Here is a 12,691-nt window from a genome sequence, read left to right as displayed (position 1 = left end):
TCAACGCAGCAGGTACGGGCCCTGCCACAGCGGGGCGTAGGACGGGTCCACCGCCGCAGGGCCGAAGCGGGCGCCGCCGTTCACCGCGACCGTCGTCCGGGCCAGGTGCTGCAGCACGTGCGCGATCCCGTCGGCGTTGCTGTCGAGCATCCTGAGGTTGACGTTCTTCAGGCGGTCGCACTTCGCGTGATAGCACGGGTCGTACGCCTTGCCCGCCCTGCCGCCGAACACCTTGGCCTCGGCGGCGGTCTTCACTCCCTCGGCGCCGGTGTCCATCCCGCCCGCCGGGATGCCCCGCTCGACGAACGGCCCGTAGTCGGAACGCCCGTCGAACCGGCTCTCCGTGACCGGCAGGCGGCGGCCCTGGAAGTACTGCCGGAACATCCGCTCGATCGCCCCCGACCCGGCGGGCGCCCGCGTGCCCGCGCCGGTCGAGTGGTCGCCGTCGTAGACGCCCCGGGTGCCGTTGGGCGAACCGAGCATGTCGAAGTTCAGGTTCAGCGCGATCCGCGCCCGCTGCGACACGGGCAACGACCGCAGGTACTGCTCCGACCCCTGCAGGCCCTCCTCCTCGGCCCCCCACCAGGCGAAACGCACCCGGTTGCGCAGGCCGTCCCGGCCGAGCTGCTTGATCTTGGCGGCGACGGCGAGCAGGACGGCCGCGCCGGTGCCGTTGTCGTTGATCCCCGGGCCCGCCGGGACGCTGTCCAGATGCGCGCCGGCGACCACGACGTTGTCGGCCCGCCCCTGCGGGGTGTCGGCGATGACGTTGGCCGACGCCCGCCTCCCGTGCACGGCGTCGGTCCTGACCCGCAGCTTCAGGCCCCCCTTACGCGCGGCCTTCACCAGCGCGGCACCCACCGCGTGCGTCGGCCCGACGACCGGGACCGCGGCCGGCCGCGACAGCGTCCCGTTCAGCGGCCCCCGCTCCCCCGGCTTGTTGAAGATCACCACGGCGGACGCCCCGGCCGCCCGCGCGTTGGCGGCCTTGGCCGCGAACGTGCAGGTCCCCCGCTGGACGAGCGCGATCGAGCCCTTCGCGAAGCCCTTGAAGTCACCGGCCTCGCAGCCGCTCGTCCCCTCCCCCTTGGACGGGACGTCCACCGCCGCCGCCGGCGCCGTCACATCGCCCGAACCCGAGTACGCGAGCGTGAGGAAGTCGGCCTCCCGCCTGTAGGACGCCTTGGACGGCGCCGTCCGCGCGAACGCCGCGGGCGTCCGCTCCCGCCAGTACGGATAGGTGAACTTCTGCACCCTCGGCGCGAACCCGTACTTCTTCAGCCGCCCGGTGACGTACCGCACGGACACGTCGTAGCCGGCCCTCCCCGCCGCGCGGTCGCCGCCGTTGTAGTCGGCGATCTCCTGGAACGCGGCCAGGTGGGGCCTGATGTCCGCCAGCGTGACCAGCGCGGCGAGATCGGGACGCGCCGGCGCGGCCCCGGCCGTCGGCAGGGCGGCGGGCAGGAACAGGGCGGGCAGCGCCACGGCCGTGCCGAACGCGAGCCTGCGGACGGCGGGATGCCTGCGGCCGGTGAGGAGCATGCGCACGTGCACTCCAGCGGACGGAGAAGGGAGCGGACCAGCGCGATCCTCACCCCGCGCCCCGGCCGCCTCAAGCAGCGGCGGCACGGCCAGGCCGATTCGATACCGGGTTCTTACCAGCTCATGCCCGGCCCGTCCCCGATCGCGCCCGCCCGTCCCCTCATTCGGAGGAGTGCAGGTCGACCGGGAAGCCCGGCGGAGCCGCCTCCAGCCAGGCCAGGAACCCGGTCAGGGCCGCAGCGCCCATCGCCAGCTCCACCGCGAGGTCGCCGTTCCTGACCTCGATGACGCTCACGTCCGGCAGCAGGCCCTCGGCCTCCTCCCGGTCCGGGACGCGCCGGTTGGACACGACGAGGCCCCGGCGGTGGATCACCTGCCGGGGCCTTCTGCGGAAACCGAACACGCGGTGCCAGTGCAGGACATCGCCCTTGTAGCGGCCGATGCCGAGCCTCCACACTCCGGGGGCTCCGCCCTCCCGGGGCAGTTCGCGCAGGCTGCACTCCACGGTGCCGCCGCCGCGCGTGAACAGCCAGCGGCGCACCGCCATGGAGGCGAACAGCAGCGCCGCCCCCAGGACGAGCACGGCGAGCACCCCGCCGACGTCCAGTGCCAGGTGCTCGCCCAAGTCCCCCGCCGTTCGCCCGGACCTAGGCCTCGACGCCCGCCGCGCGCAGCCGCGCCCGGGCGCGCCGCTCCGGCGTCGTGTCCTCGCCCTCGGCGGACAGGGCCTCGTCGAGCGCCCGCTTGGCCTCGTCGACGTCGATCTCCTCGGCCCGCTGGACCTGCTCGGCCAGCACCGACACCTCGTTGGCGGCGACGGAGAAGAACCCGCTGCCGACCGCCGCCAGGACCGGCGCACCGCCGTCCGCGGGCTCGATCTTCACCACGCTGCCGTCGAGGAGGACGCCCAGCACCGGGGCGTGCCCCGGCAGGATGCCGAGCGAGCCCTCGATCGTCTGCGCGACCACCATCTTGGCCTCGCCGGACCAGACCTCGCGCTCCGGCGAGACCAGCCCGACCTTCAGGGTTGCCACGTCTTTCCCTCCGACTACTGGAGCGGATCCGGCGGGCCGGCCCGGGCGCGGAGCCCGGGCGCGGCCCGCCGGAGCGGACTACTTCTCCAGCTCCTTGGCCTTCTTCTCGACATCCTCGATGCCGCCGCACATGAAGAACGCCTGCTCGGGGAGATGGTCGTACTTGCCCTCCGCGAGCGCCTTGAACGAGGAGATCGTCTCGTCCTTCGGCACCGTCTCACCGGGCTGGCCGGTGAACTGCTCGGCCACGTACATCGGGTGCGACAGGAAGCGCTCGATGCGCCGCGCCCGCTGGACGGTGACCTTGTCCTCCTCGGAGAGCTCGTCGATGCCGAGGATCGCGATGATGTCCTGCAGCTCCTTGTACTTCTGCAGGATCCGGATCACTTCCTGGGCGACCTCGTAGTGCTCGTTCCCCAGGATCTGCGGGTCCATGATCCGCGAGGTGGAGTCGAGCGGGTCCACCGCCGGGAAGATCCCCTTCTCGGAGATGCTCCGCGACAGCGTCGTGGTGGCGTCCAGGTGCGCGAACGTGGTGTGCGGCGCCGGGTCGGTGATGTCGTCGGCGGGAACGTAGATCGCCTGCATCGAGGTGATCGAGTTACCGCGCGTCGAGGTGATCCGCTCCTGGAGCACGCCCATCTCGTCGGCCAGCGTCGGCTGGTACCCCACCGCGGACGGCATGCGCCCGAGCAGCGTGGACACCTCCGAACCGGCCTGCGTGAACCGGAAGATGTTGTCGATGAACAGCAGCACGTCCTGGTTCTGCACGTCGCGGAAGTACTCCGCCATCGTCAGCGCGGACAGCGCCACCCGCAGCCGGGTGCCCGGCGGCTCGTCCATCTGGCCGAACACCATCGCGGTGTCCTTGAGGACGTCCGCCTCGGCCATCTCCACCCAGAGGTCGTTGCCCTCACGGGTGCGCTCGCCCACTCCGGCGAACACCGAGGTGCCGCCGAAGTTGCGGGCGACGCGGCGGATCATCTCCTGGATGAGGACGGTCTTGCCCACACCCGCGCCGCCGAACAGACCGATCTTGCCGCCCTTGACGTACGGGCACAGCAGGTCGATGACCTTGATGCCGGTCTCCAGCATCTCGGTCCTGGATTCCAGCTGGTCGAACGGCGGAGCGCCGCGGTGGATGCCCCAGCGCTCGTTGACCTCCAGCGAGGCGGTCGGGACGTCCAGCGCGTCGCCGAGGGCGTTCCACACGTGGCCCTTGGTGATGTCGCCGACCGGAACCATGATCGACTCGCCCGAGTCGAACACCGGAGCGCCGCGGACGAGGCCGTCCGTCGGCTGCATCGAGATGGCCCTGACCATGTTGTCGCCGAGGTGCTGCGCGACCTCGAACGTCAGGGTCTTCGCCTCGCCGCCCAGGGTGACCTGGGCGTTGAGGGCGTTGTAGATCTCCGGAATGGCGTCGGCGGGGAACTCCACGTCGACGACCGGGCCGATGACACGGGCGACGCGCCCGGTCGCGGTCGCCGTCTCTACCTGAGCAGTCATACCCTTCTCACTCCCCGCCAGAATCGGCGAGCGCGTCAGCGCCACCGACGATCTCGCTGATTTCCTGGGTGATCGCAGCCTGCCGCGCCTGGTTCATCTGGCGCGTGTAGACCCCGACCAGTTCGTTGGCATTGTCGGTCGCCGACTTCATGGCCCGCCGGACCGACGCCTGGAAGGACGCCGCCGACTGCAGCAGCATGTGGAAGATGCGGCTCTCGATGTAGTTCGGCAGGAGCAGGTCGAGCGCGGCCTGGGCGGACGGCTCGAACTCGTACGCCGGCGGGACCTTGGAGGACTCGGCCTCCTCGATCTCCAGCGGCATCAGCCGGGTGACCCGGACGGTCTGGGTCAGCATCGAGACGAACTCGGTGTAGACCACGTGGATCTCCCCGACCCCGCCCTCGGCGTCGGTCTTGAGGAAGTCCTCGGCCAGCCGCCGCCCGATCCCCTCGGCGTTGCCGAAGTTCGGGCGGTCGCTGAACCCCTTCCAGGACTCGGCGAGGTCCCGGCCCCGGAACCGGTACCAGGTGATGCCCTTGTTGCCGACGACGTAGGGGACCGGCTCGCGGCCCTCGTCCCGCAGCGCCTTGATCAGCGACTCCGCCTCGCGGATGACGTTGGCGTTGTAGGCGCCGCAGAACCCGCGGTCGCTCGTGATGATCAGCACGGCGCTGCGGTTGTCGGCCGGCTGCTCCTCCAGCAGCGGGTGGTCGATCCCGACGTTGTGACTCACCAGCGCGGTCAGGGCCTGCGTGATCTGGTCGGCGTACGGCTTGGAGGCCGCCACCGCCTGCTGGGCCTTGACGATCCGCGACGTGGCGATCATCTCCTGGGCACGAGTGATCTTGGCGGTCGACTTGACCGTCTTGATCTTCTGCCGGAGTTGACGAAGCTGTGCGGCCATGGCCGTCAGCCCTTCTTGACGCGGGTGATCGTCTCCTGCTTGACGTCCTCGTCGTCGATCGCCTCGACGGGCTCCTCAGCGAGCAGCTCGCCCTCGCTGGTCTGGAAGCCCTTCTTGAACTCCGTGATGGTGTTCTTGAGGCTGGTGAGGCCGTCGTCGGACAGCTTGCCGGTCTCGCGGATGGAGGTCAGCAGGCCGCCCTCCTCACGCTCGACGTAGTCGAGGAACTCGCGCTCGAAGCGGCGGACGTCGGCCACCGGGACGTCGTCCAGCGCGCCGGAGGTGCCCGCCCACACGGACACGACCTCCTGCTCGACCGGGAACGGGCTGCCCTGCGGCTGCTTCAGCAGCTCGACCAGCCGGGCGCCGCGCTCCAGCTGGGCGCGCGAGGCGGCGTCCAGGTCGGACGCGAAGGCGGCGAACGCCTCCAGGTCGCGGAACTGCGACAGCGCCAGGCGCAGCGTGCCGGCGACCGTCTTCATCGCCTTGATCTGCGCGTCGCCGCCGACCCGGGAGACCGAGATGCCGACGTTGATCGCCGGCCGGACGCCCTGGTTGAACAGGTCCGTCTCCAGGAAGCACTGCCCGTCGGTGATCGAGATGACGTTCGTCGGGATGTAGGCCGACACGTCGCTGCCCTTGGTCTCGATGATCGGCAGACCCGTCATCGAGCCGCCGCCCATGTCGTCCGACAGCTTCGCGCAGCGCTCCAGCAGACGCGAGTGCAGGTAGAACACGTCACCGGGGTAGGCCTCGCGGCCCGGCGGGCGGCGCAGCAGCAGCGACACCGCGCGGTAGGCCTCGGCCTGCTTCGACAGGTCGTCGAAGATGATCAGGACGTGCTTGCCCTGGTACATCCAGTGCTGGCCGATCGCGGACCCGGTGTAGGGGGCGATGTACTTGTAGCCCGCCGGGTCGGACGCGGGAGCAGCCACGATCGTGGTGTACTCCAGCGCGCCGGCCTCCTCCAGGGAGCGGCGGACGTTGGCGATCGTGGAGCCCTTCTGGCCGATCGCGACGTAGATGCAGCGGACCTGCTTCTTCTCGTCGCCGGACTCCCAGTTCTCCTTCTGGTTGATGATCGTGTCCACGCAGACCGTCGTCTTGCCGGTCTGCCGGTCACCGATGATCAGCTGCCGCTGGCCGCGGCCGATCGGCGTCATCGCGTCGATGGCCTTGATGCCGGTCTGCAGCGGCTCGCTCACCGACTGCCGCTGCACGACCGTGGGGGCCTGCAGTTCGAGCGCGCGGCGCTCGGTCGTCTCGATCGGGCCCTTGCCGTCCAGCGGGTTGCCCAGCGCGTCCACGACGCGGCCGAGGAAGCCGTCGCCGACGGGGACCGAGAGGACCTCGCCGGTCCGGCGGACCTTCTGGCCCTCTTCGATCTTGCTGAAGTCGCCAAGGACAACGGCGCCGATCTCACGCACGTCCAGGTTCAGAGCCAGGCCACGGGTACCGTCCTCGAACTCAAGGAGTTCGTTCGCCATCGCGGAGGGCAGGCCCTCGACGTGGGCGATACCGTCGCCGGAATCGACGACGGTGCCGACCTCTTCGCGCGCGGCGGCCTCGGGCTCGTACGACTGGACGAAGCGCTCCAGCGCGTTCCGGATCTCGTCCGGACGGATCGTCAGCTCCGCCATGATTCCTCTCTTGCTCCCTATGGGGTCAGCTAGCCGGCGGGTCAGCCGGTGCCGAGCCGCCGGCGGACGTCGTCCAGCCGTCCGGCGATCGTGCCGTCGATGATCTCGTCCCCGATCTGGACCGAAAGGCCGCCGATCGCGGTGGGGTCGATCTCGATGTTCAGATGTACTTCGTGGCCGTAGGCGGCGGCGAGCACCGCGGCGAGCCGGGTCCGCTGCGCCGCCGACAACGGCGCCGGCGAGCGGACCAGGGCGACCAGCCGCTGCCTGCGCTGGGCGACCAGCTTGCCGTAGTCGGCGAGCCCGCTTTCCAGGCTACGTCCTCGCGGACGCAGCACGAGTTCCGTGAGCAGCGCCAGTGTCGCGTCGGTGACCTTGCCGTCCACCAGCGCGTTGACCAGCCCGATCTTGCGCTCGGCCGGCAGGCCGGGGTCGGCCAGGGCGCCGCGCAGTTCCGGCTCCCCCTCGACGACCCGGGAGAACCGGAACAGCTCGTCCTCCAGGTCGTCGATGCGGCCGGCGGCCTCGGCGCGGGCCGCCTCGGCGGTGACCGCGAGGATCTCCAGCGCGTCCGACATCTCCGACGGCGTGGACCAGCGCAGCCGGGCGACGTCGGCGACCAGCCCGAGAGCGGCCGGCGACACCTTGCCCTCCAGCAGGATCTGGACGAGCTGCGCCTTCTCGGCCCCGTCGCGCGACGGGTCGGAGACCGCCCGCCGCACACCGTGCTCGCGGTCGATCAGGTGCAGCACCGCGAACAGGTCGCCGCCGAGCCGCGCCAGGTCGGCGGAGGGGATCACGGCCTCCAGCCGTTCCTTGGCCTCGGCCAGCGACGCCCTGCTCACCGCTCCCGTGATGGTCATGATGTGATCTGCTCCTGGGTGCGAGCGCGTTCCTCGAGCTCCTCGAGGAACCGGTCGACGACCCGGCTCTGCCGCGCGCTGTCCTCAAGGGACTCGCCCACGACGCGCCCGGCCAGCTCGACCGACATGGCCCCGATCTCGGCGCGCAGCGACTGCAGCGCCTGCTGCCGCTCGGCCTCGATCTGCGCCTTGGCGTTCTCGACGATGCGGCGCGCCTCGACCTGGGCCTGCTCCTTGGCCTGGGCGATGATCTGCGCGCCCTGCTCCTCGGCCTTGCGCCGCTCGTTCGACGCCTCGACCGCGGCCGCCTTCTGCTGGGCCTTGTACTGCTCGAGGACCTGCTGGGCCTCCTTCTGCGCCTGCTCGGCCCGCAGGAGGCCGCCCTCGATCGCCTCGGTCCGCTCCTCCAGCGTCTGCTGGATGCGCGGCGTCAGGATCTTGCCGAGGACGATCAGCACGACCAGGAACGAGAAGATGCCGACGACCAGCTCGAACGGGTGCGGAATGAGAGGGTTGTTCTCCTCCGCCGCCAGGACGGAAGCTGCTGTGATCATGTCTGCAGCCCTTCCTCAGGTTCGGACGGCTACTACTTGATGCCCTGGAAGATGAACGGCGCGACCAGGCCGATCAGGGCGAGCGCCTCGGTAAGGACGAAGCCCAGCAGCATGTTGGTGCGGATCACACCGGTCAGCTCGGGCTGGCGGGCGATCGCGTTCACGCCCTGGCCGAAGATGATGCCGACGCCGATGCCCGGGCCGATCGCCGCGAGGCCGTAACCGATCGAGGTGACGTTACCGCTGAGGGCAGCGAGGTCTCCCATGTTCTTTCCCTTTTCTGTCGGCCGGCGGAAGCTCCGCCGGTCTGGGCTTACGAGGTTGTCCGATGGGGTCCGCGGAGCCGGGGCGTCGCGTGCCCCGCGGGTCTTAGTGGTCCGCTTCCAGGCCGCTCGAGATGTACATGGCGGCCAGCATGGTGAACAGGAACGCCTGCAGGAACTGGATCAGCAGCTCCAGCGCCGTCATGGCGATCGTGACGATCACACCGATGATGCCGACGCCGAACCCGGCGACCGTGGGCTTCTCGAAGAGGAACCAGAAGCCGACCAGGCTGAAGAACGCCAGGATCGTGTGGCCCGCGAACATGTTGGCGAAGAGCCGGACCGCGTGGGTGAAGGGGGCCAGGACGAAGGTCGAGAGGTACTCGATCGGCACCAGCAGGAAGTAGACCGGCAGCGGGAGGCCGCTGGGGATCATGTTCGAGAAGTACCGGATGCCCTGGTGCCGCAGCCCGAGGTAGATCTTGATGATGTAGACGAAGAGCGCCAGGACGATCGGGAACGCGATGTGCGAGGCGATCGGGAACTGGATGATCGGGACCACCGCGAAGATGTTCCAGACCCAGATCAGGAAGAACATCGACATCAGCATCGGCATCCACCGGTCGGTGTTCTTGCCGAGGAACGGGCGGGCGATCTCGTCCCGCACGAACATGTAGCCGACCTCGCCGAGGTTCTGCACGCCCCGCGGCACGAGCTTCGGCTTGGCGAAGGCGCTCCAGAAGAAGACGCAGATCACCAGCGACCCGACGACCGCGAAGACGACCGGCTTGGTGAGCCACGCGGGGCCGCCGGCGAACAGGGGCGGGAAGTCGAACAGCTCCGGTCCGGGGGCCTGGAACTCTTCTCCGCCGGAGGCGAGGACCGTCAGCGCGTTCACGCGGCGTTCCCTTCATCAATGTGGTGATGTTTCACGAAGGCTTCCTCGGCGGCGGGGCCGCTCAGGAGGAGTGGCGACCGAACTTCACGTAGACCAGGTAGACGGCGAGCACGACGCCGATGACCAGGCCGATCGGGACCAGCCAGGTCTGGTGCGTCCATTTGGACAGCAGCCACCCGAGACCGCCCCAGATGAGCATCCCGGAAAGGAGGTAGCTGGGCACGGACCAGGCGGCGTCGGCGAATTCCCGCTGGCCGTCTTCCGGCCGGCGTTTCTGCTCGCTCATCGCGCTCCGGACGATAGCAGGCCATGCCTGCGGTGGTCATATTGGAGTAGTCCGTCATGGTGGCCGGTACCGTCCGCGAGCGCTTCATCACGGACTCCGGTCCAGCACGTTCTCGGGGTCGTCAATGTAGGGCCTCCGCTGCAGGACGACGCGGAACTCGGCTCCGATCCACAGCAGCGCGAGCCCGATGACCGTCCAGCCGAAGACCTGGGTGTTGAAGATCGACACGCCGTCGATGGCCGTGACCAGCACCATCACCGCGAGGATCTTCACCGCGTAGCTGGCGAGGGCGGCCAGCATCATCGTCTGGGCCGAGAGGCGGGAGGCCCAGGAGACCACCAGCGCGCTCACCGAGAAGAAGGCGATCACCACGACGGAGGCCAGCGCCGCCGCGAGGGCGCCCTTGGCGCCCGCGGTCAGCAGGCCGATCACTACGGCACCCACCCCGACGACCGACGTCGGGATCGCGGCGCCGCGGAGCATCCGGGCGTCGGAGGTATGCATGAGGGCTCCGGCTGGTCACGTTCAGTGGTCGTCTCTTGTTCGTGAAAGGTATCACAAGCGTCCGGAATGTCCACAATTACCCTAGAGGTAATGCGATCCGGCGTGCGCGGCGCTACCGCGCGCGACACCCGCACGAGGGACTGTAGCCGAGCCCGCCCGGTGCCCACGCCCGTTCGGGGCCCGCGGAGCGGTCGGCGCCGCTCCCGCCCGAAGGCGTCCCGGCGCAGGTCAGACGGGCATCGAGGGGCGCTCGGCGGGCTGGTCGCCGGTGCCGGCGTCCGCGGCCTTCCCCCGGGCGGACCTGCGGCGACCGGGGATGCGGAGCATCAGCAGCACGCCCGCGACCGCCACCAGCAGGGTGACACCGAGGGTGATCCAGGCGGCGTCGAACAGCGCGAGGCCGACCAGCCCGGAGGCCAGCAGCCCGACCCAGAAATACATGATCAGCACGGCGCGGCGGGTGGAGTGGCCGAGCTCCAGCAGCCGGTGGTGCAGGTGCTGCTTGTCCGGGGCGAACGGGGAGCGGCCCTGGTTGGTGCGCCGCCACACCGCGAGCAGCATGTCCATGAACGGGACCGCCGCCACCGCCGGGATGAGCAGCACCGGGACGAAGAACGGGAAGAGCCCGTTGGCGAGGACGGCCGCGTCGAACTGCCCGGTCAGCATGATCGTGGAGGCGCTGAGCAGGAGCCCGATCAGCATCGAGCCGGTGTCGCCCATGAAGATCTTGGCCGGGCTGAAGTTGTGCGGCAGGAAGCCCGCGCACATGCCGAACAGGACCGCGGCGGTGAGGGTCGCGGCGGACAGCGTGGTGAGCCCGTGCGCCTTCGACAGCAGGTAGGCGTAGGAGAACAGCGCCAAGGCGGCGATCCCGACGACGCCGGCGGCGAGGCCGTCCAGCCCGTCGATGAAGTTGACCGCGTTGATCGTGGCGACGACGAGCAGGACGGTGAGCGGGACCCCGTAGGCGGGCGGCAGGGACAGCGAGTCGCCGGTGGGCAGCGGGATCACGTAGACCTGGATGCCCTGCATGATGAAGATCCCGGCGGCCGCGACCTGCCCGGCGAACTTGGTGAGCGCGTCCACCTCCCAGCGGTCGTCGGCGATGCCGATCAGCACGATCAGCCCGCCCGACAGCAGGAGCGCCTTGCTGACGCTGATCCCGCCGTCGCCGAGGACCTTGCGCATCTCGGGCAGGCCGGTGGAGACCACCAGCGCCGCCACCATCCCGCCGAACATCGCGAGGCCGCCCAGCCGGGGCGTCGGGATCACGTGCACGTCGCGGTCGCGCGGGACGGCCTGCGCCCCGAACCACACGGCGAACCTGCGCACCGACGGGGTCAGCAGGTAGGCGACGAGAGCGGCGACCAGGATCGTGAGCAGGTACTCCCGCACTCCCCTGCGCCTCCCTTCGCCGATCAACGATGCCTACGTGCCCCGTCCGGGGCTGAGTTCACCTAGGTAGACGACCGCCGGAACGATCAGTTCACGTCGCGACCGACCAACTGTAGTCCTCCCGGACGGTCTTCCGCCGCAAATCGGGCACTACCGGTCCGCTGAACGCACATGATCCCGACTCCGACGATCACGAGCGCGAGGCCGGCGAGGCACCGGTCGCCCAGCGAGAACGCCCACGGGCCGCTCGCCGCGACGTCGTCCCCCGCGTCGGCGACGACGAGCAGCGCCCCGGCGGCCGCCAGGCCGGCGCCGGTCCCCCGCCGCGGCGCCGGACGGCGCGCGAGCAGGGGCACGGCGGCGAGCGCGAGGGCCAGCACGGCGGTGCCCGTCCAGTGGCCCGTCCATCGCGGCGGGACGTACCGGGGCGGCGGGACGGCGATCGCGCGCTTGGGCAGCCGGACCCGGATCCGCATCCCCTCGTGCGGGGCGAGCGCGTTCTGGACGAAGTCGATCGCGTACGGGCCGTCGCGGTCGCGCAGGCACCGGGTCGTCGCCCCGGGCGCGCCCGCCCGGCAGGTCGCGTGCCGCAGCGGCACCGGCGCCTGCACCCGGACCGCCGCGTTCCCGATGGGGACGTCCCAGCTCGTCCCGATGGCGTCCCACAGCAGGTCGTCGTGGTCGGCGCGGGGGGTGAACGCGCGGCGCACCTCGTACTCGATCACGTAGGCCTGGCGGCCGCGGACCTCGCGGTGCCGGTCGCCGACGCTGATCCGCACGTCGCGCAGGAACCGGGTCGTGCGGACGCGGGCCGGGGCGCCGGTGGAGGAGCTGCTGCTGACGTTGCGGACCTCGTAGAGGCGGTCGCCGCGGCGGAACGGCACGTGCCGGACGATCCCGTGCTCCCCCGCCTGGTCGAAGTCGTAGGTGATCGTCTCCCGGACGTACAGCACGCCGTCGGTGCCGATGGTGAGGACGACGTCGTAGGCCGGGATGCTCTCGCCGCGGTAGGCCGGCTCGGGGGGCGGCGCGACGCCCGAGGACCCGGGCGCGGGCTCGGCGCCGGCCGGCCGGCCGGCGCAGGCGGGCAGGCCGAGCACGAGGAACAGCAGCAGCACCCCCGCGATGGTCGCGGAGCGCCGGACACGGCCACGCACGTCGGGCATGTTTCCACCGTTGCCATGATCGTGGCGGCGTAACGCGGTCGATGCGGCCGACCGGTAAGCCCTTTGCCCCTCGCGCGGACGCTCGGGGGCGTCTTGGACGCCTCCGGCGCCGGATCGGTTCGCCGGACGGCCG

Annotated in this window: 14 protein-coding genes; all 14 read right to left on the bottom strand. The window is 70.6% G+C overall.

Going from position 1 to position 12,691, the window contains the following annotated elements:
- The 14 genes from AB0C87_RS11695 to AB0C87_RS11630 all read right to left on the bottom strand — a co-directional run bounded on the left by AB0C87_RS11695 (window position 1) and on the right by AB0C87_RS11630 (window position 12,558).
- Window positions 1-1,542, bottom strand: coding sequence for a M28 family peptidase (locus tag AB0C87_RS11695; protein WP_360577328.1), 1,542 nt, complete (start codon window positions 1,540-1,542; stop codon window positions 1-3).
- A 160-nt stretch (window positions 1,543-1,702) separates the two neighbouring features.
- Complete coding sequence (locus tag AB0C87_RS11690; protein WP_353831731.1) at window positions 1,703-2,167, bottom strand: DUF2550 family protein; 465 nt, start codon at window positions 2,165-2,167, stop codon at window positions 1,703-1,705.
- A 22-nt stretch (window positions 2,168-2,189) separates the two neighbouring features.
- The gene (locus AB0C87_RS11685; RefSeq protein WP_345182591.1) at window positions 2,190-2,576 is read right to left on the bottom strand and encodes a F0F1 ATP synthase subunit epsilon; all 387 of its coding nucleotides are present in this window, start codon (window positions 2,574-2,576) and stop codon (window positions 2,190-2,192) included.
- Between the two features lie 78 nt (window positions 2,577-2,654).
- A complete protein-coding gene (atpD, locus tag AB0C87_RS11680; protein ID WP_353831730.1) occupies window positions 2,655-4,085 on the bottom strand; it encodes a F0F1 ATP synthase subunit beta in 1,431 nt (476 codons plus the stop codon).
- Between the two features lie 7 nt (window positions 4,086-4,092).
- Complete coding sequence (locus AB0C87_RS11675) at window positions 4,093-4,989, bottom strand: F0F1 ATP synthase subunit gamma (protein ID WP_360577289.1); 897 nt, start codon at window positions 4,987-4,989, stop codon at window positions 4,093-4,095.
- A 5-nt stretch (window positions 4,990-4,994) separates the two neighbouring features.
- Window positions 4,995-6,629 (bottom strand): F0F1 ATP synthase subunit alpha, encoded by a 1,635-nt coding sequence (gene atpA / locus AB0C87_RS11670; RefSeq protein WP_345182598.1) that lies wholly within the window; start codon window positions 6,627-6,629, stop codon window positions 4,995-4,997.
- 41 nt (window positions 6,630-6,670) lie between these two features.
- The gene (locus AB0C87_RS11665; RefSeq protein WP_353831728.1) at window positions 6,671-7,492 is read right to left on the bottom strand and encodes a F0F1 ATP synthase subunit delta; all 822 of its coding nucleotides are present in this window, start codon (window positions 7,490-7,492) and stop codon (window positions 6,671-6,673) included.
- Window positions 7,489-8,046: a F0F1 ATP synthase subunit B gene (locus AB0C87_RS11660; protein WP_345182602.1), complete on the bottom strand. Its 558-nt coding sequence runs from the start codon at window positions 8,044-8,046 to the stop codon at window positions 7,489-7,491. The genes AB0C87_RS11665 and AB0C87_RS11660 overlap by 4 nt, the downstream gene beginning before the upstream one ends.
- A 32-nt stretch (window positions 8,047-8,078) precedes the next feature.
- Window positions 8,079-8,312 (bottom strand): ATP synthase F0 subunit C, encoded by a 234-nt coding sequence (gene atpE / locus AB0C87_RS11655; protein ID WP_089310093.1) that lies wholly within the window; start codon window positions 8,310-8,312, stop codon window positions 8,079-8,081.
- Window positions 8,313-8,415: 103 nt separating this feature from the next.
- On the bottom strand, window positions 8,416-9,207 hold the full coding sequence (gene atpB, locus AB0C87_RS11650; protein ID WP_345182604.1) for a F0F1 ATP synthase subunit A: 792 nt from the start codon (window positions 9,205-9,207) through the stop codon (window positions 8,416-8,418).
- A gap of 61 nt (window positions 9,208-9,268) precedes the next feature.
- Window positions 9,269-9,493, bottom strand: coding sequence for an AtpZ/AtpI family protein (locus AB0C87_RS11645; protein WP_185027641.1), 225 nt, complete (start codon window positions 9,491-9,493; stop codon window positions 9,269-9,271).
- Between the two features lie 87 nt (window positions 9,494-9,580).
- On the bottom strand, window positions 9,581-9,997 hold the full coding sequence (locus AB0C87_RS11640) for a hypothetical protein (protein WP_353831727.1): 417 nt from the start codon (window positions 9,995-9,997) through the stop codon (window positions 9,581-9,583).
- A gap of 228 nt (window positions 9,998-10,225) precedes the next feature.
- A complete protein-coding gene (locus AB0C87_RS11635; protein WP_345182608.1) occupies window positions 10,226-11,392 on the bottom strand; it encodes an MraY family glycosyltransferase in 1,167 nt (388 codons plus the stop codon).
- Window positions 11,393-11,478: 86 nt separating this feature from the next.
- The gene (locus AB0C87_RS11630; RefSeq protein WP_360577285.1) at window positions 11,479-12,558 is read right to left on the bottom strand and encodes a DUF2207 domain-containing protein; all 1,080 of its coding nucleotides are present in this window, start codon (window positions 12,556-12,558) and stop codon (window positions 11,479-11,481) included.
- Window positions 12,559-12,691 lie beyond the last annotated feature (133 nt).

The sequence above is a fragment of the Actinomadura sp. NPDC048021 genome (assembly GCF_040653135.1).
GTDB classification, from domain to species: Bacteria; Actinomycetota; Actinomycetes; order Streptosporangiales; family Streptosporangiaceae; genus Spirillospora; species Spirillospora verrucosospora.
The sequence above is the reverse complement of the archived record's forward strand: the minus strand, read 5'-3'. Positions and strand labels throughout refer to the sequence as shown.